At 72.1% G+C, this 16,861-nt stretch carries 14 protein-coding genes and 2 pseudogenes; 4 read left to right on the forward strand and 12 right to left on the reverse strand.

Annotation, left to right across the window (positions count from 1 at the left end; all coding sequences use genetic code 11):
- Position 1 precedes the first annotated feature (1 nt).
- Positions 2 to 1,093, forward strand: a complete 1,092-nt coding sequence (locus ABZT93_RS20185) for an enolase C-terminal domain-like protein (RefSeq protein ID WP_356106184.1) — start codon at positions 2 to 4, stop codon at positions 1,091 to 1,093.
- 37 nt (positions 1,094 to 1,130) lie between these two features.
- Here the strand turns inward: ABZT93_RS20185 and ABZT93_RS20190 are convergent, their stop codons facing one another.
- Together ABZT93_RS20190 and ABZT93_RS20195 are read right to left on the reverse strand one after the other, a co-directional pair.
- Positions 1,131 to 2,138: an SDR family oxidoreductase gene (locus ABZT93_RS20190; RefSeq protein WP_356106186.1), complete on the reverse strand. Its 1,008-nt coding sequence runs from the start codon at positions 2,136 to 2,138 to the stop codon at positions 1,131 to 1,133.
- A gap of 33 nt (positions 2,139 to 2,171) precedes the next feature.
- Positions 2,172 to 2,678, reverse strand: a complete 507-nt coding sequence (locus ABZT93_RS20195) for a phage holin family protein (protein WP_356106188.1) — start codon at positions 2,676 to 2,678, stop codon at positions 2,172 to 2,174.
- Positions 2,679 to 2,802: 124 nt separating this feature from the next.
- On the opposite strand from ABZT93_RS20195, the gene ABZT93_RS20200 reads away from it, so the two are divergent.
- Positions 2,803 to 3,153: a VOC family protein gene (locus tag ABZT93_RS20200; protein WP_020119141.1), complete on the forward strand. Its 351-nt coding sequence runs from the start codon at positions 2,803 to 2,805 to the stop codon at positions 3,151 to 3,153.
- On the opposite strand, the pseudogene ABZT93_RS20205 reads toward ABZT93_RS20200, so the two are convergent.
- Positions 3,146 to 3,480: pseudogene (locus tag ABZT93_RS20205) on the reverse strand (DUF5107 domain-containing protein); the annotation flags it as partial. The gene ABZT93_RS20200 and the pseudogene ABZT93_RS20205 sit on opposite strands and share 8 nt — an antisense overlap.
- Positions 3,481 to 3,509: 29 nt before the next feature.
- Positions 3,510 to 3,683 (reverse strand): annotated as a pseudogene (locus tag ABZT93_RS20210) (arginase family protein); the annotation flags it as partial.
- Between the two features lie 60 nt (positions 3,684 to 3,743).
- Here ABZT93_RS20210 and ABZT93_RS20215 point away from each other — a divergent pair.
- Positions 3,744 to 4,091: a DUF6204 family protein gene (locus ABZT93_RS20215; protein WP_356106190.1), complete on the forward strand. Its 348-nt coding sequence runs from the start codon at positions 3,744 to 3,746 to the stop codon at positions 4,089 to 4,091.
- Here ABZT93_RS20215 and ABZT93_RS20220 read toward each other — a convergent pair.
- From ABZT93_RS20220 to ABZT93_RS20240, 5 genes are read right to left on the reverse strand one after another with little or no spacing between them, the layout of a single operon-like run.
- Positions 4,063 to 4,626: a GNAT family protein gene (locus ABZT93_RS20220; RefSeq protein WP_356106192.1), complete on the reverse strand. Its 564-nt coding sequence runs from the start codon at positions 4,624 to 4,626 to the stop codon at positions 4,063 to 4,065. The two genes, ABZT93_RS20215 and ABZT93_RS20220, sit on opposite strands and share 29 nt — an antisense overlap.
- Positions 4,627 to 4,649: 23 nt before the next feature.
- The gene (locus tag ABZT93_RS20225; protein ID WP_356106194.1) at positions 4,650 to 5,573 is read right to left on the reverse strand and encodes an LD-carboxypeptidase; all 924 of its coding nucleotides are present in this window, start codon (positions 5,571 to 5,573) and stop codon (positions 4,650 to 4,652) included.
- Positions 5,570 to 7,519, reverse strand: a complete 1,950-nt coding sequence (locus tag ABZT93_RS20230; RefSeq protein ID WP_356106196.1) for an LpqB family beta-propeller domain-containing protein — start codon at positions 7,517 to 7,519, stop codon at positions 5,570 to 5,572. Before ABZT93_RS20230 ends, ABZT93_RS20225 begins: the two co-directional genes overlap by 4 nt.
- A gap of 16 nt (positions 7,520 to 7,535) precedes the next feature.
- Complete coding sequence (locus ABZT93_RS20235; RefSeq protein ID WP_356106198.1) at positions 7,536 to 8,840, reverse strand: M20/M25/M40 family metallo-hydrolase; 1,305 nt, start codon at positions 8,838 to 8,840, stop codon at positions 7,536 to 7,538.
- On the reverse strand, positions 8,833 to 9,666 hold the full coding sequence (locus ABZT93_RS20240; RefSeq protein WP_356106200.1) for a M55 family metallopeptidase: 834 nt from the start codon (positions 9,664 to 9,666) through the stop codon (positions 8,833 to 8,835). The genes ABZT93_RS20235 and ABZT93_RS20240 overlap by 8 nt, the downstream gene beginning before the upstream one ends.
- A 146-nt stretch (positions 9,667 to 9,812) precedes the next feature.
- Between ABZT93_RS20240 and ABZT93_RS20245 the strand changes: the two genes are divergently transcribed.
- The gene (locus tag ABZT93_RS20245; RefSeq protein ID WP_356106201.1) at positions 9,813 to 10,931 is read left to right on the forward strand and encodes an acyltransferase family protein; all 1,119 of its coding nucleotides are present in this window, start codon (positions 9,813 to 9,815) and stop codon (positions 10,929 to 10,931) included.
- A gap of 21 nt (positions 10,932 to 10,952) precedes the next feature.
- Here ABZT93_RS20245 and ABZT93_RS20250 read toward each other — a convergent pair whose 3' ends face one another.
- From ABZT93_RS20250 to ABZT93_RS20260, 3 genes are all read right to left on the reverse strand, one after another.
- Entirely contained in the window at positions 10,953 to 11,678 is a 726-nt protein-coding gene (locus ABZT93_RS20250) for a class I SAM-dependent methyltransferase (protein ID WP_356106203.1), read from the reverse strand.
- Between the two features lie 136 nt (positions 11,679 to 11,814).
- Positions 11,815 to 14,295 carry a SpoIIE family protein phosphatase gene (locus ABZT93_RS20255; RefSeq protein ID WP_356106205.1) on the reverse strand — a complete coding sequence of 827 codons (2,481 nt, stop codon included), beginning with the start codon at positions 14,293 to 14,295 and terminating at the stop codon, positions 11,815 to 11,817.
- Between the two features lie 132 nt (positions 14,296 to 14,427).
- Positions 14,428 to 16,812, reverse strand: a complete 2,385-nt coding sequence (locus ABZT93_RS20260; RefSeq protein ID WP_356106207.1) for an MFS transporter — start codon at positions 16,810 to 16,812, stop codon at positions 14,428 to 14,430.
- Between the last annotated feature and the right edge of the window lie 49 nt (positions 16,813 to 16,861).

Here is a 16,861-nt window from a genome sequence, read left to right on the forward strand (position 1 = left end):
GATGAAACTCCACCGCCCGGTCGTCTCGGTGTACACGGTGCCGACCGACGCCCCCGAGGCCGACGGGACGCTCGCCTGGGACACCACGACCATGGTGATCGCCGAGGTGACGACCGGCGAGGAGACCGGCACGGGCTGGACCTACGGCCCGGCCGCGGTCGGTGACTTCCTCACCGAGCAGCTCGGGCCGCTGGTCGAGGGCCGCAGCCCGATGGACATCCCCGCGCTGCACGACGCGATGTGCCGTTCGGTCCGCAACGCGGGCCGTCCGGGCATCGCGGCGTGCGCGATCTCGGCGCTCGACATCGCCCTGTGGGACCTGAAGGCCCGCATCCTGGAACTCCCGCTGGCGCGTCTGCTCGGCGTCGCCCGCGAGCACGTTCCCGTCTACGGCAGCGGCGGCTTCACGACGTACCACGACACACATCTGGCCGCGCAGCTCAATGGCTGGGTGCACGGTCAGGGCATCCCCCGCGTCAAGCTGAAGATCGGCGAGAGCTGGGGCCGGGCGGTCCCGCGCGACCTGTCCCGGGTCCGTACGGCCCGTGAAGTCATCGGCCCCGACGCGGAGTTGTACGTCGACGCGAACGGCGCGTACACCCGCAAGCAGGCGGTCCGGGTCGGCAACGCCCTGGTGGAGCACGGCGTGGGCTGGTTCGAGGAGCCCGTGTCCTCGGACGATCTGACGGGCCTGCGCCTGGTCCGTGACGCGCTCGTCTGCGATGTCACGGCCGGTGAGTACGGCTACGACCTGCCGTACTTCGCCCGCATGATCGCGGCCGGCGCCGTGGACTGTCTCCAGGTGGACGCGACCCGCTGCGGAGGTATCACGGAGTTCCTGCGCGCGGCTGCCCTGGCGCAGTCCCACGGACTGGAGATCTCCACCCACTGCGCCCCGCACGCGCACGCCGCGGCCGCCGCCTCGCTCCCCAACATCCGTCACATGGAGTGGTTCCACGACCATGTCCGCATCGAGGACATGTTCTTCGACGGGGCACTGGATCCGACGGGAGGGACGGTCCGCCCGGTGGCGGGGGTGGGCCACGGTCTGACGCTGCGGACGGAGGAGGTGGAGGAGTACCGGGTGGCCTGAACTCCGGCGCCCCGGTACTCCCCTGCCCCGCCGCCGTTCAGCCCCGGCGGCGCAACCCCGCGGTCACCGCGGCACCCAGCCCACCGGCCGCGGCGGCCACGAGCATGCGTCCCCGGTTCCGCGACAGCCAGTCCTGCGGGCTCCTGGACACGGCCTCCTCGTCGAAGCGCCCGTGCGCCCCGAAGTCCCGTCCGTGCGGCCCGTCCGCGGGCGCCCACAGGTTCCCGGGACCGCCGTGCTCGCCCTCTTCCTGCTGCGCATCGAAGTTGGTGCGAGCGAGGTAGCGGTCCAGCACCCCGGGGGCGACCGCGTTGGCGAGGAGCGTGGCCACGGTGGACCCGCCGACCCAGTACTCCCGCCGCCGTCCGTGGGAGGCCGCGTGCACGATGGCGCGCGCGGCGATCTCCGGCTGGTACACCGGGGCCACCGGACGGGCCTTCCCGGGCATCCGGTTCAACACCCAGTCGAACTGGGGCGTGTTGAGGCCCGGCAGCTGCACCATGGTGGTACGGACGCCGCTGCCCGAGTGGAGCAGCTCGCACCGCAGGGACTCGTTGAAGCCCTGGATGGCGTGCTTGGCCCCGCAGTACGCGGACTGCAGGGGGATGCCCCGGTAGGCCAGCGCGGATCCCACCTGCACGATGGTTCCCCGGTCCCGCGGCAGCATGTGGTGGAGGGCGGCCCGGGTGCCGAACACATAGCCCAGGTACGTCACTTCGGTGACCCGCCGGAACTCGTCCGGGGTGATCTCCGTGAACGGCGCGAAGACCCCGGTGAAGGCGTTGTTGACCCAGACGTCGATGTGCCCGAAGGCGTCGACGACCTGCTGGGCCGCGTCGTCGACCGCCTTGGGGTCGGACATGTCGACGCTCACGACGAGCGCCTCACCGCCCACCCGCTGTACGTCGTCGGCGGCGGCCGCGAGACCTTCGCGGCCGCGGGCCAGCAGGGCGATGCGGGCCCCGCGTTCGGCGAAGGCACGGGCCGTGGCCCGTCCCACGCCGCCGCTGGCCCCGGTCACCACGACGACCTTGCCGTGCTTCACACGCGTTTCCTTCCCTGCGTCACGCACCACGCGTCAGGCCCGGTGGTGCGGCTGCTCGGGGTCGTTGTCGTCCTGCCGCGGCGCGGAGCCCGGTTCCGGTGTGCCCGGAGTTCCGGGGGCGACGGGCGGCATGGGCGGGTACGGCGTCCCGAGCCCGCTCGTCGGGGCGGCCACCGGTGCCGTCCCCGCGGCTCGGCCCTGCACGGCCGCCGTCGCCTCCGCCTCCCGCCCGGCGGTCGGCCGGGACGCGGACGGCCGGGCCGCACCGCGCAGTACGTAGGCCACGGCTCCCAGGATCACCGCGGTGATCAGTGCGGCCGCCCAGTCGGGCAGCCCGAGGGCGAGGGCGAGGCCCACGGCGAGTGCCAGGGCCGCTCCCGCGTACAGCGCGACGGCGCCGGACGCGGCGTACAGCATGGCCGTACGACGCTGCTTGCGCGTCTGCTCGCGCAGCTCGTCCCGTACGGTCTCGCGCGCCACCTGCGCCAGCTCGTCGACCAGATGCCTGTCCAGATGCTCCAGGTGATCCAAGCACTCCATGGCCGCCGGGTACCCGCACAGGCGTGCGCATAACGCCGGGCCGCGTTTCGGTACGGGCGGCCGGGTCGGGAGGATCGCGTGAAACGATCTCCGCGGCCCGCCCGCCGCAACTAGGCTCGTCCGTATGGACATTCTGGGAACCACGCTGCGTGTCTGTGTCGACGATCTGGAGGCCGCGGTCGTCTTCTACGAACGGCTCGCGGGCGCCACGGCCCTGCGTTTCGAGCGCGGCGGCGTCCAGGTGGCCGCGGTGGGCTGCTTCCTGCTGATGAGCGGCCCCGAGGCCGAGCTGGAGGTGCTGCGCAAGGTCGCGGCGACCATCGCGGTGAAGGACGTCGACGAGGCCCACCAGTTGCTCAGCGAGCTGGGCGCCCGGGTCATCGCGGGCCCGGTGCCCACACCGGTGGGCCGCAATCTGATCGCGATGCATCCGGACGGCGTGGTCTACGAGTACGTGGACCGCAACGTCACCTAGCGGGACCGGCTCCCTCCATCGGCGCGCGCATCCGGGAGTCGTGGTGCGGCGGCAGCGGTTCGTCGCTGATCCGGCTCCACAGGCCGCCGATCGCCTCGGCGCCCTCCCTCAGGTCGGCGACCTCGAAGCCCTCGTCGAAGACGGCCCGGGCCGCCTCGGGCCGCCCCTCGGCGAGCAGCAGCCCGGCCTCGATCAGCCGGAACCTGCCGCGGGCCGGATCGCCGGATACAGCCGCTCCCACACGGAACGCGCCTCGCCCGTACGCCCCGCCGCGAGCAGCGCCTCCAGCGTCTCGCGGCCGAGCGCGGCGGTGGCCGCCGTCCACGCCTCGCGTCGTCGCGCCGCTCGTGGTCACTGCGTTCGTAGCGCGGCGGCACCACCACGCCGCCCTCCAGGGCGGCGTGCAGCCCCTGCACGATCCGCTGCTCGCGCAGGGCTCCGGCCGGCTTGTAGCAGCCGGGGACCGTGCCGGGGGCGGGCGGGCGCAGGCCGAGGTTGGAGAGGGCGTCCAGCACGACGATATTCCGCATGCGGATCGTCCTCGCCGACGTACAGTCGGCCGGTCCACGGAGGTACGCGAGGGAGCGACAGTGAGCGAGCAGCACACCTACCGGGTGATCGTCCGCGGCACGTGGGAGGGGCTCACCGAGGAGGCCCGTGCCCGGCTGCTCGCCGAGGCGGCGGATCACGGCATGGCGAGCATGCGGTTCTCCGAGGAGGGCTCGCTGTCGTACGAGCCGGTGCCGCTGAAGCACTTCTCGATGCGGTACGTGGTGGTGTCGGACGCGGCGGACGGCGAGGAGATGGCGGGCGCGGTCGCCGAGGACCGCGCGGAGACGGCCCTGCGGGAGCTCGGCTACGGCTTCGGCGTCCTGAAGTCGACGGTCACCGACCTCGACACCATGAAGATCAACCGGAAGCCCGCATCTCGGCGGTGATCGCCCACCGCTCGTGGTCCCGCCAGTCCCCGTCGATGTAGATCATCTTCGGGGAGAACCCCTCCAGCCGGAAGCCGCAGCTGCGGGCGAGGGCGAGGGAAGCGGTGTTGCCGGGCTGTGCGTTGATCTCGAGCCGGTGCAGCCGCATCGGGCCGAAGGCGTGGTCGACCACGAGGTTCAGCCCCTCGCGCATCAGCCCGCGCCCGGCGGCGTGCGCGAAGACGCCGTAGCCGAGGGCACCGCACCGGAAGCCGCCCTCGACGATGTTGTTGATGTTGATGAACCCGGCGATGGCCCCCTCGCCGCGCTCCCCGTCCTTCTCGCAGACCAGGAACCCCGCCTTGGTCGAGTCCTCGATCAGCCGGCCGGCGTAGGCGAGATACGCGCTCTCACTGTCCGGCGGGAACAGCCACGGCTGGTGGAGTTCCTTGCTCTCCCTGGCCCGGGCGGTGAACTCGGCGGCGTCCTCGTAGGTGAAGTGACGCAGGCCCACGCGGGGGCCTTCGGCGAGATAGCGGGATGCGGTGTGCGGCATCCTGTCACCCTACGACGACCCGTTCAGCGCAGAGCGGGTTCGTCGAGTGTCAACGTGCCCGTGTCCGCGTCGAGTTCGGCGGACACACCGAACGGCATGGTCAGTGCCCCCTCGCAGTGCCCGAATCCGAACTCCTCCACGACGGGCACGCCGAGACCGCCGAGCCGGTCGGCGAGGACGGCTCGCAGCGGGCCGTACGGTCCGCACCCGGCCCAGGAGCCGAGGGCGATCCCCTGGACGCCGTCCAGCCAGCCGGTGCGCAGGAGTTGTGTCAGCATGCGGTCGACGCGGTACGCCTGCTCCCCCACGTCCTCGATCAGCAGCAGCCCGTCCCCGGCCCCGGTGCGGGCGTGCCGCGTGCCCAGGTCGGAGGCGAGCAGGCTGAGGCAGCCGCCCAGCGTGACCCCGCGGGCCCTGCCGGGGGCCAGTATGGCGCCCCGGGAGGTGAGGACGCGGACGGTCTCCGGAGCGAACAGGGTGGCCCTCAGATGCTCCTGCGCGACGGTGTTCTTGACGAAGTCGGCTCCGGCGGCGGCCGGCCCGTACAGCGTGACCAGTCCCGCCCGGGTGGCGAACGCCTGGTGCAGCGAGGTGACGTCGCTGAAGCCGACGAAGACCTTCGGTCCGGCGGCCCGCATCGCCTCCCAGTCCAGCAGGTCGATCATTCGCTGGGCACCGTAACCGCCCCTGGCGCACAGCACCGCGTCCACGGAGGGGTCGCACCAGGCCTGCTGGAGGTCGGCGGCGCGATCGGCGTCGGATCCCGCCAGATAGCCCAACTCGCCGTGTGTGTCCAGGACATGCGGGGCGACCACCGGGTCGAGGTCCCAGCCGCGCAGGAGGTCGAGCCCGGCCTGGAGCCGTTCCTCCACCACAGGCCCGCTCGGCGCGACCACGGCCACGCGGGCTCCGGGCGCGAGCCTGGACGGGCGTACGATTTGCTTCACCTGGTGAGCTCCAATGTCGGGACGCCGGGCGGGTTCAGCCCGAACACCTGGGCGTACAGGGAGAGTTCGGCCTCCAGTGCGCGGATCATCGTGTCCGCGCGGCGGAACCCGTGCCCCTCCCCCTCGAAGGCCAGGTAGGCGTGCGGCACCTGCCGGCCGGCGATCCGGGCGAGGAACCGCTCGCACTGCGCGGGCGGGCAGATCACGTCGTCCAGGCCCTGGAGCAGCAGGAAGGGCGCGGTGATCCGGTCGGCGTGCTCGACGGGCGAGCGTTCCACGTACCGTCCGGGGACCTCGGCGAGCGGTCCGACCAGGCTCTCCAGGTACTGGGACTCGAAGTCATGGGTCTCTCCGGTGCCCCAGCCGGCCAGGTCGAGGATCGGGTAGACGATGGTGCCGCAGGCGTAGACGTCGGTCATGGTGAGCGAGGCGGCTGCGGTCCAGCCGCCCGCGCTGCCGCCGCGGACCGCGAGCCGGTCGCGGTCGGCGGTGCCCTCGTCGGCGAGGGCGAGCGCGACGGCCGCGCAGTCCTCGACGTCGACCACGCCCCACTGCTCGCGCAGCCGGTTGCGGTACTCCCGCCCGTACCCGGTCGAGCCGCCGTAGTTGACTTCGGCGACACCGATGCCGCGCGAGGTGAAGTAGGCGATCGAGAGATCGAGCACGAGGGGTGCGCGGCCGGTGGGGCCGCCGTGCGCCCAGACGACGTAGGGCGGCAGCTCCTCGCCCGGCGCCCGGTAGCCGGGGTGGTGCGGCGGGTAGACGTGGGCGTGGATGTCCCGGCCGTCCGGGCCGGTGAAGACGCGGATCAGGGGCTCGGGGTAGTGCACGGGGTCGACCGGGTCGTCGTGCTCGGCTCCGATCACCCGGGCCCGGCCCGTGCGGGTGTCCAGTTCCACGACCTCGTAGGCGGTGCGCGGACTGGCACCCACGGCGACGACCCGTTCGCCGTGCACGGCGAGGGTGGGCGCGAACTCGGTCCAGGGACCGGCCGCGTCGACGAGTTCACCCGTCTCGGGGTCCAGGATGCCGAGCGCGGTCGAGCCGGTGCCGTGCACGACGGCGATCAGTCCGCCGTCCAGCGGGGCGAACCAGCGGTGGCCGAGCTTCCACAGGGCGCCGCCGAACTCCTCCTCGCGCGGGCAGAGTTGCTCTCCGTCGCGGTAGAGGTTCCACCAGCCGGTGCGATCGCTCGCGTACAGGAGCTGCCCGTCGGACGACCAGTCGGCCTGCGCGATGGACTCCTCCGGACCGCCGGCCACCGTGCGGGGCTCCCGGAGCGTGCCCTCGTGGACCTCGGCGACGATCAGCTCCGTGCCGTCCCAGGGCATCCGCGGGTGGTCCCAGGCGAGCCAGGCCGCGCGCGAGCCGTCGGGCGAGAGACGGGGCCCGGTGACGAACCGGTGGCGGTCGTCGGTGAGTTCACGCACCGCGTCCCGGTCCTGCACGGCCGAGCCGTCCAGCGGCACGGCGGCCAGGACCCGGCGGACGTCGGTGGGACCGTCGCCGGTGAACTCCTCCAGGACGCACCACACTTCACCGAGCTCGGGTCTCAACTGGGGCTCCGCCCAGCGCAGTCCGCCGCCCACCGGTGAGACGGGCGTGAGGGGACGCGGCTCGCCGCCGGGCTCGTACCGGTACAGCCGCTGGTCGGCGAAGTGCACGAACACGACGAGCGGTTCGCCGGCCACCACCGCGCCGGCCCAGGGGTGGCCGCCGTACTCGATGACCCGGCTGCGCACGTTCCAGGGCGCGGGCAGCACCGACTCCTCGGTCCCGTCGGCGTGTCTGCGCACCAGGGTGCGGCGACCGCCCTCGGTGGGCCGGGGTTCGGTCCACCACACCTCGTCCCCGACGAAGCCCAGCCATTCTGGGTGTCCGTCGTGCGCGGCCGCCAGCGCCGCGTCGATGGGCGAGGACCAGGAACCGTATGCCGACGTCTGCACGTTCTCCCCCACTTGCTCAGGCCGTTCGCAGGAAGCGGTCGAGTACCCGTACGCCGAAGTGCAGCGCCTCGACGGGGACGCGCTCGTCGACCCCGTGGAAGAGCGCCTGGTAGTCGAAGCCCTCCGGGAGCTTCAGCGGCGCGAACCCGTACCCGGTGATGCCCAGGCGGGAGAACTGCTTGGCGTCCGTGCCGCCGGACATGCAGTACGGCACCACGTGTCCCTCGGGCGCGAACTCCTCGACGGCGGCACGCATGGTGGCGTACGTCGGTGAGTCGACCGGCGCCTGGAGGGCGACCTCGCGATGGCTGAACTCCCAGTCCACGTCCGGGCCGGTGAGCAGGTCCAGGGTCGCACGGAACTCGTCCTCGCCGCCGGGCAGATAACGGCCGTCGACGTAGGCCACGGCCTCCCCCGGGATCACGTTGAGCTTGTAACCGGCCTCCAGCATGGTCGGGTTGGCGCTGTTGCGCACGGTCGCCTCGACCAGCTTGGCGGCGGGGCCCAGCTTCTCCAGCAGGCGGTCCACGTCGGTGAGGTCCGTCTCGATGCCGTAGAGCGCGGCGAGTTCGGAGAGGGCCGCGCTGACGGTCGGGGTGAGCCTGAGCGGCCACTCGTGCTCGCCGATACGGGTGACGGCGGCCGCGAGCCGGGTGACCGCGTTCTCCTTGTTGACCTTGGAGCCGTGCCCGGCGCGGCCGCGCGCGGTGAGCTTGAGCCAGCCCGTGCCGCGCTCGCCCGCAGCGATGGGGTAGATCTGCCGTCCGCCGCCGTCGTGGAAGGTGAAGGCGCCGGACTCGCTGATCCCCTCCGTGCAGCCCTCGAAGAGCTCCGGGTGCTTGTCGGCGAGGAACCCGGAGCCGTCCACGGCGCTGGCCTCCTCGTCCGCGGTGAAGGCGATCACGAGGTCCCGCCGGGGCCGTACGCCCTGCCGCGCCCAGGACCGCACGACGGCCAGGATCATCGCGTCCATGTTCTTCATGTCGACCGCGCCGCGCCCCCAGACGACCCCGTCGCGGACCTCCCCGGAAAAGGGGTGCACGCTCCAGTCGGCGGCCTCGGCGGGCACCACGTCCAGATGACCGTGGACGAGCAGGGCGTCCGCCGACGGGTCGGAGCCCTCGATACGGGCGACGACGTTCGTACGGCCCTCGGTGCGCTCCAGCATCAGGGGTTCCAGGCCCGCCCCGGCCAGCTGCTCGGCCGCGTACTCGGCGGCGGGGCGCTCCCGGCAGTCGCCGCCGCCCCGGTTGGTGGTGTCGATGCGGATGAGGTCGGAGGTGAACCGGACGACCTCGTCCAGTGCCTGCAGGTCAGCCATACTGCTCCTCCACGGCGGCCGAGACGATGGTGGTGACCGCCTTGAAGGTACGGATTCCCCCGTACATGGTCTCGTTCGTGTAAGCCACCTTCCGCACCCCGATCCGCTCCACACCCGGCACCACGGTGGCGGCCATCGCGAGGTGCTCGGCGTCGAACTCGACGGCGATCGTGAACGGCCCCGCCTGTACGGGTTCCTGACGGACCGCCAGCTGTACGGACTCCTTGGCCGCGGCCCGGATGTCGGCGGCGGTGCGGGCCGGCGTACGGCACACGGCCGCGTACCGCGAGACATGGTCCTTGACGGCGACCTTCAGCGCCTCGGGGGCGTAGCCGAGGGCGTCCTCGCAGGCCACGTCGTCTCCGGTGACCAGGACGACGGGGACGCCGTACTCGGCCACCACCTGCGCGTTGAGGTACCCCTCGCTCGCGGGGACGTCGTTCAGCCACACCCCGGTGATGGAGTTGGCGAGGTAGGTGTGGGCGAGGACGCCCTCCTGGCCCGCGCCCGCGTGGTAGCCGAGGAACGCGATGCCGTCGACGTCACCGTGCTGGACGCCCTCGACCATGGACAGCGACTTGTGCCGCCCGGTGAGCAGCTGCGCGCGCTCGTCGAGCCGCTCCAGGAGCAGGTTGCGCATGGTCCAGTGGGCCTCGTTGACGAGCACCTCGTCGGCTCCCCCGTCGAAGAAGCCCAGCACGGCGGCGTTCACGTCCGAGGTGAACATCGACCGGCAGCGCTCCCACTGCGGTGTGCCGGGCAGCACGTCGGCCGGCCAGGTCACGCCGGTGGCGCCCTCCATGTCGGCGCTGATCAGGATCTTCATGGTGCGCCACGTTACGCGTCCCGGAGGTTTACGTCGCCCGCGAATGGTGAGGCGAGCCGAATGCGGCTCACCCCTGCCGCCCCGGCAACGCACAGAAGACGACTGTCCTCCCTCGCGTGTTCCACAGGAGACAGTCAAGGAGAAGAGTGAGCGACACCGCACAGCCCGTCCGGTCGCAGGCACGGCGGACGGCGGCGACCACCGCGCCGAAGAACCCGCCCGGACACCCGAAACAGCGCGACGCGTTCTTCGACAACGCCAAGTACCTGGCGATCGTGCTGGTGGCCATGGGGCACGCCTGGGAGCCGCTGCGCTCCGACAGCCGTGCCGTCACCGCGCTCTACACGATCGTCTACGCCTTCCACATGCCCGCGTTCATCATCGTCTCGGGCTACTTCTCCCGCTCGTTCGACGCGAGTCCGGCGAAGATCAAGCGGCTGGTCACCGGGGTCGTCGTCCCTTACGTCGTGTTCGAGACGGCGTACACCTATTTCACCCGGTGGTCGGACGGTGTCCCGGACCGGGCGATCAGCCTCCTGAACCCGCTGTATCTGACCTGGTTCCTGGCCGCCCTGTTCATCTGGCGGCTGACGACGCCGATCTGGCGCGCCGTGCGGTGGCCGCTGCCGATCGCCCTCACGATCGCCGCGCTCGCCACGCTCAGCCCGTCCATCGGCGACGACCTCGACCTCCAACGCACCCTGCAGTTCCTGCCGTACTTCGTACTCGGCCTGTGTCTGCGCCCCGAGCACTTCTCGCTGGTGCGGCAGTGGCGGGTGCGGCTGCTCGCGGTGCCGGTCTTCGCGGCCGCGGTGGTGTTCTCGTACTGGGCGGTCCCGCGCATGGACTACGCCTGGTTCTTCCACCGCGACGCCGCCGAGGACTTCGGGGTGCCCGCCTGGTACGGGCCGCCGATGACGCTCGCCCTCTTCGGCTGCTCGCTCGTCCTGGTCGCCTGTTTCCTGTCCTGGGTGCCGGGGCGCCGGATGTGGTTCACGACCCTGGGCGCGGGCACGCTCTACGGCTATCTGCTGCACGGTTTCGTCGTCCAGGCCGGCAAGCACTTCGACTGGGCCGGTCACCGCTGGCCGCACACCCCGCTCGGCGAGATCGCCGTCACGCTCGTCGCCGGTGCCGTGGTGACCGTGCTGTGCACCGCTCCCGTGCGGCGGGTCTTCCGGTGTGTGATGGAGCCACGAATGGAGTGGGCGTTCCGGAAGACCCCGCCCGTCACGGGCGGGGTGCCCTCCCAGGTACGCCGATAGGACGCCTTCACCTCCGGGCCGTCAGGCGGTGCGGCCCACCACCCACCACTTCGACGGCAGTTCGATCCGGGTGCCGTCGGCCCGGTACTCGGTGGTGATGAGCGGCAGGTCCCCGCTCGCCACGATCGTCAGCCCGGCAGCCCCGAGGTACACGGGCACCGCCTCGTCGGCGACCTCACCGGGGGCGATGCCGTGCCGGAAGATGGGCGCGAGCTTGGCGGGCGGTCCGTCGGGGCCCTGCGCCAGGCCCATCAGGATGGCCTTGGCGGCCTCGGAGAGCTCGACGAGGAAGGCCCGGCCGCGCTCCCCGACGAGTGTGGCGATCCCGTCGACCAACTGCTGCCGGTCCTCGGGCGCGGCCTGGTGCAGTACGCCCCGCATGTAGACGTTGGTGTCCCCGAGTTCGGCGTGCAGGTTCTCCGGCTCGCGCTTGTCGGAGGCGTCCAGCAGCCGGTACGTCACCTGTCCTTCGGGGTCCGCGTCGCGGGCGCGGTCGAGGGCGGCGGGCGACAGGTCGACGCCGATGACCTGGGTGAAGTGCGCGGCGAGGAAACGGCTCTGGGTGCCGTTCCCGCAGCCCAGGTCCACGAGGGGCAGCCCGGGGTCGACCAGGAGCGGCTCGAAGTGGGCAAGGTGGACTCCGGCGGTCAACACCGGCTCCGCGTCCCAGAAGACGGCCCCCTGCCGCCCCGGGGCCTCCCGCCAGAAGCCCTCCCAGGACTCCCGGTACCGACCAGTCACGCTCATGCCCAACTCCCCAGGATGCGACACAAACCCGCCACACTGACGGGCCAGTACGGTGTATCGCGCCAAGGTCACGCGGACAAGCGCATGGCGCATTCCTTCACTGTGAGTTCGACGGACACGCAACCGCAGGCGCCCCTCAGCGACGCGGCAGGGTCAGTTCGAACCAGACGGTCTTCCCTGCCTTCGTACGACTCGCGCCCCACTCCCGGGCGAGCGTGCTGACCACCCTGAGTCCCCGCCCTCGCTCGTCGGTGGGGCCCGCACTCAGCAGGTTCGGCAGGTCATGATCGTCGTCGTCCACCTCGCACAGCAAGGTGTCCCCCCGTACGAGCCGCAGCTGGACGGGACGGCTGTGGGAGTGCCGCACCGCATTGGTCACCAGCTCGCTCACCATGAGCTCCGCGCCGTCGGCCAGCTTCGCCAGCCCCCAGTCGTGCAGCTGCTCACGCACCACTGCCCGGGCCCGCCCCACCTCGACCGGATCGAGGGAGATCCGCCACTCGGCGACGGCGTCCGGTTCGATGCCGTTGAGTCGGGCCATGAGCAGCGCCACGTCGTCCTTGCGGCCACCGCGCGGGTTCAGCGCGCGGATGATCGCGTCGCAGGCGTCGTCCATGGAGGCGGCCGGATGCGCGGCGGACTCGGTGAGCGTCGCGAGACCCACCCCGATGTCCTCGCCCCGCACCTCCACCAGCCCGTCGGTGCACATCAGCAGCCGGTCTCCGGGCTCCACGCGCACGCGTACCGCCTCGAAGGGCACCCCGCCGACGCCGATGGGCGCCCCGGTGGGCAGGTCGAGCAGTTCACTGCGCCCGTCCCCGGCCCGCACGATCACCGGCGGAATGTGCCCCGCGTTGGCGATGTGGAGCTCGCTCGCGATCGGGTCGTAGACGGCGTAGAGACAGGTCGCGAGGTAGGTGTCGCCGAGTCGCTGGGCGAGGTCGTCGAGGTTGCGCAGCAGCTGGGCGGGCGGCAGGTCGAGCGCGGCCATGGTCTGCACGGCCGTACGCAACTGGCCCATCATGGCGGCCGAGTTGAGCCCGTGCCCCATGACGTCCCCGACAACCAGAGCCGTCCGCGCGCCGGGCAGTTTCACGGAGTCGAACCAGTCGCCACCGACCCGGCCGAGGAGCGTGCCCGGCAGATAGCGGGTGGCGATGTCGCAGCCCGCCATGCGCGCCGGGATGTGCGGCAGCATGCTGTCCTGGAGGGTCTCGGCGACGGACTCCTGGAAGGTGTACATGCGCGCGTTGTCGAGCACGAGGCCCGCGCGGGCGGCGAGTTCGGCGCCGGTGACCCGGTCCATGTCGTTGAACTCCACGCGCTCGGGGTGCCGCAGGAGGATCATGAACCCGAGGACCACGTTGCGGGCCTTCAGCGGTACGACGAGCATGGAGCGGCTGGTGATCAGCGGCCTGATGTCCCGCTTCTCGAACTGCGAGGCGATCGCGTGCCCCATCTGTTCGCTGATGCGCGGCACGAGGACGGGCTCACCGGTGGTCATGCACTGGAAGAACGGGGTGTGGGCGGGGAACGGCATGGCCTCGCCTACCGGCACCACGTCGTCCCAGCGGCCGGGTTCGTCGGTGTGCTCCAGCGCCACCCGGTGCCACATGGTCGTGGTGTCCGGCACGCCGTCGGGGAATCCCTCGCCGGCGACGACCTGTTCGCGCAGATAGGTGCCGGCGACGTCGGTGAAGCGGGGCACGACGGCGCGACTGACCTCGACGATGGTCTGCGCCAGGTCGAGGGAGGTGCCGATCTTCCCGCTGACCTCGTTGAGGAACTCCAGACGCTCGCGTACGGCGACGTACTCGAGGTCCTCGCCCTCGTCCGGTTCGTCCTGCGGCAGCGGCAGGCCCGCCGCGACCGCCCGGGCCGCCCGCTCGCGGCGGGCCCTGCGCTCGGCACGCCGGGGCACGCCCCAGTCGGGGGTGACGGGCACCCGGTCGTTCTGGCTGAACTCCAGCACGGGATAGCCCAGTTCGAGTATCTGCGCGACGATGCGGGCGCTCTCCCCGACGCTCATGCTGGGCAGGATCTCGGGCAGCCTGCGGGCGAGTTCGTCGGCGCCGGGGAAGTCGGTGTGCAGGGCGAAGACGGGTGCGATCCGCTCCACTCCCCTGCCGCCCTCGTCCAGATCGAGGTCCTGGTCGAGGTCCTGGTGGAGTCCGCCCGCGTCGGCGGCCAGGACCAGCAGCCGTTCCCTGCCGGGGCCCACCAGCGGGTAGGCCCACCACAGGACGTCGACACGGTCCGCGCCGGGCGCGGTGAGCCGGGCGCGCCCGGCGGCCGGGTAGGACAGCCCGCTGTCGAGGGAGGACTCGAGGTCGGGCCCGAGTCCGTCGTATGCCGCGTACCCGGCGTAGGGCGGGGTGTCCTCCGCGACGGGGAGTGCTCCGGAGACGGGCAGCAGGTCGGCCGCCGAGCGGCCGATGGCCTCCTCCTTGCCGACGCCGAACAACCTGCCGGCGCCCCGGCTCCAGTGCGAGACCAGGCCGTCGCGGTCCACCACGACCACGGCCAGCGGGACACGTCCGGCCGCGGCGGGTCCGTCCGCCGCGCTGCTCCCAGCCCCGCGGCTGGGAGGTGCGCCCCTCTCGGTGCCACGGTCCATGGCCCAGCCCTCTCTCCGCAAGATCTGTGCCGCCTGCTCCACCGTACGGCGCCGGTCGGTCACGGTGGGCGGCAATGTGGGAATTGGCCCGGACCGGAAAGCCCCGGCGCACACCCCCGCGCTGACGCGCCGTCAGTCGTGTCCGAGCTGGAGATCCAGCTCCGTCCGGCCGCCCCCGGCCACCTGGAGGACGGTGGCGACCGGCGGGTAGCCGGCGGCGATGACGGTGTACTCGCCGCGGGACAGGTCGACGAACCGGAAGCTTCCGTCGGGGTCGGTCGTGAGGGAGTCCAGCACGTTGCCGGCGACGTCCAGGAGCGTCACGCGCGCGTCCTCGACGGACCGTCCGCCACCGGTCCGCACCGTTCCGCGCAGTACCGCGCCGCCCGCGAGTTCGACGTCCTGGCGGGTCTCGCGGGCGGCCCGGACGGAGACGGGGAGCGCGGCGGGCCGGAACGCGGGTGCGCCGGCGGCGAGGGTGTACTCCCCCGCGACCAGCTCGGTGATGACGTAGGAGCCCTCAGGTCCGCTGCGGGTGGTGGCCACCACCTCACCGTGCGCGTCGGTGAGGGTGACGGTGGCGTCCGGTACGGGTGTGCCGTCGGTAGTCACACGGCCCGTGAGCCGTCCGGCGCCGCCGAGGACGATGTCCAGTTCTACGGGGCGCTCGCCGATCGTGACGGCGACGGCCTGCGGCTGGTGCCCGCTCGCGGCGGCGATGAGGACGTACGCCCCCGGGCCGGGCGTGGACAGCGCGAACCGCCCGTCCTCGCCGCTGGCACCGCGCCCGGTCTGCGCTCCGGCCGCGTCGATCAGGGTGAGGGCGGCCCGGGGCACGACGTTCCCGTCGGCGCGCTGCACCGCGCCGCACACGGGGGCCGCGGCGGTGCGCGGCGAGCGCAGCGAGATGGGGGTCCCCTCGCCCGGAGGGTGCGGGAGAACCTGCGGGACCGGGGCGGTCTCCGTGTCGGCAGCGTGCGACACCAGCGGTTTCTCCTTGAGGAAGCAGGCGATCAGCAGGCCGAGGACGAGCACCGGCACGAGGTAGAGGAAGATCCTCGGCATGGCGTCGGCGTAGGCGCGGATGTAGTCGTCGCGGAGCGCCGGGGGCAGGGCGTGGACGAGCTGCGGGGTGATGGACTCGGGATCGGGGAGCCCTTCCGCCGCCGGGAGCCGCTGTCGGAGCGAGTCGGCGAGCCGGTCGGCGAAGAGGGTGCCGAAGATCGCCGCTCCGACGCTCCCGCCGATCTGCCGGAAGTAGTTGTTGGCGCTGGTGGCGGTGCCGAGGTCGGCCGGGCGGACGGAGTTCTGCACGGCGAGGATCAGCACCGGCATCACCATGCCGATCCCGGCACCGAGGACGGCCATCCAGATGCTGTACTGCAGCCGGGGCGTGTCGACTTCGAGCCGGGACAGCAGCCACATGCCGACGACGGACAGGGCGCTGCCGAGGATCGGCCAGCTCCGGTAGCGGCCGGTGCGGCTGATGAGTTGTCCGGCGCCGACGGAGGCGCCGACGATGCCGGCCATCATGGGCAGCATCAACAGGCCGGACTCGGTGGCGCTGGCGCCGTCGACCATCTGGAGGAAGGTCGGCAGATAGCTGGCGGCTCCGAAGAGCGCGACGCCGATCACCAGGCCCACCAGGCCGGTGACGGTGAAGACGGAGTCCCTGAACAGCCGGAGCGGGATGAGGGGTTCGGCGGCGAAGTGCTCGGCGACCAGGAAGAGGACGGTGGATGCCACCGCTCCGGCCCCGAGGCCGAGGACGACCCGTGAGTCCCAGGCGTACTCGGTGCCGCCCCAGCTGGTGAGCAGCACCAGGCAGGTGGAGGCGGCGGCGAGCAGCAGGGCGCCGAGCACGTCGAACCGTGGCCTCACCCGCGGCTTGGGAAGCTTCAGTACGGCGGTGACGACGACCAGGGTCAGCAGGCCGAAGGGCACGTTGACGTAGAAGCACCACCGCCAGGAGAGGTGGTCGGTGAAGTACCCGCCGAGCAGCGGGCCCGCGACGGAGGCGAGTCCGAAGGCGGCGCCGATCAGGCCCATGAAGCGGCCGCGCTGCCGGGGCGGCACGATGTCGGCGATGATCGCCTGCACGCCGATCATGAGGCCGCCCGCGCCGACGCCCTGCACCGCACGGAAAGCGATCAACTGGTCCATGGTCGCGGCCCGTCCGGCCAACGCGGAACCGGCGACGAAGACGAGGATCGCGAACTGGAAGACGCCCTTGCGGCCGAGCAGGTCGCCGAGCTTGCCGTAGACCGGCAGGCCGATGGTGGCGGTGAGCAGGTAGGCGGTGATCGCCCAGGACATCCGGTCCAGGCCGTGCAGCTCACCGACGATCTTCGGGAGCGCGGTGGCGACGATCATCTGCTCCAGCGCGGCGAGGAGCAGCGCGAGCATCAGCCCGAAGAAGATCAACCGCACCCGGCGCGGGCCGAGTTCACCGGTGGGGGCGGGAGCCTCCGGGGGCGCTTCGACCCGCTCCTCGTGCGGCGCAGTCGTCACGCCCATGTCCCGTTCCCCTCGTCACGCCTGCCACGCATTTCCCGCATAAGGCGAC

This window comes from Streptomyces sp. NPDC005303, assembly GCF_040607335.1.
Classification (GTDB): domain Bacteria; phylum Actinomycetota; class Actinomycetes; order Streptomycetales; family Streptomycetaceae; genus Streptomyces.

What these genes read in the sequence shown, in the direction of transcription:
- ABZT93_RS20255 (WP_356106205.1), bottom strand. Translation starts at nt 14,295, where the DNA reads ATGGACCGTGGCACCGAGAGGGGCGCACCTCCCAGCCGCGGGGCTGGG.
- ABZT93_RS20240 (WP_356106200.1), bottom strand. Translation starts at nt 9,666, where the DNA reads ATGAAGATCCTGATCAGCGCCGACATGGAGGGCGCCACCGGCGTGACC.
- ABZT93_RS20185 (WP_356106184.1), top strand. Translation starts at nt 2, where the DNA reads ATGAAACTCCACCGCCCGGTCGTCTCGGTGTACACGGTGCCGACCGAC.
- ABZT93_RS20235 (WP_356106198.1), bottom strand. Translation starts at nt 8,840, where the DNA reads ATGGCTGACCTGCAGGCACTGGACGAGGTCGTCCGGTTCACCTCCGAC.
- ABZT93_RS20195 (WP_356106188.1), bottom strand. Translation starts at nt 2,678, where the DNA reads ATGGAGTGCTTGGATCACCTGGAGCATCTGGACAGGCATCTGGTCGAC.
- ABZT93_RS20200 (WP_020119141.1), top strand. Translation starts at nt 2,803, where the DNA reads ATGGACATTCTGGGAACCACGCTGCGTGTCTGTGTCGACGATCTGGAG.
- ABZT93_RS20250 (WP_356106203.1), bottom strand. Translation starts at nt 11,678, where the DNA reads ATGAGCGTGACTGGTCGGTACCGGGAGTCCTGGGAGGGCTTCTGGCGG.
- ABZT93_RS20260 (WP_356106207.1), bottom strand. Translation starts at nt 16,812, where the DNA reads ATGGGCGTGACGACTGCGCCGCACGAGGAGCGGGTCGAAGCGCCCCCG.
- ABZT93_RS20220 (WP_356106192.1), bottom strand. Translation starts at nt 4,626, where the DNA reads ATGCCGCACACCGCATCCCGCTATCTCGCCGAAGGCCCCCGCGTGGGC.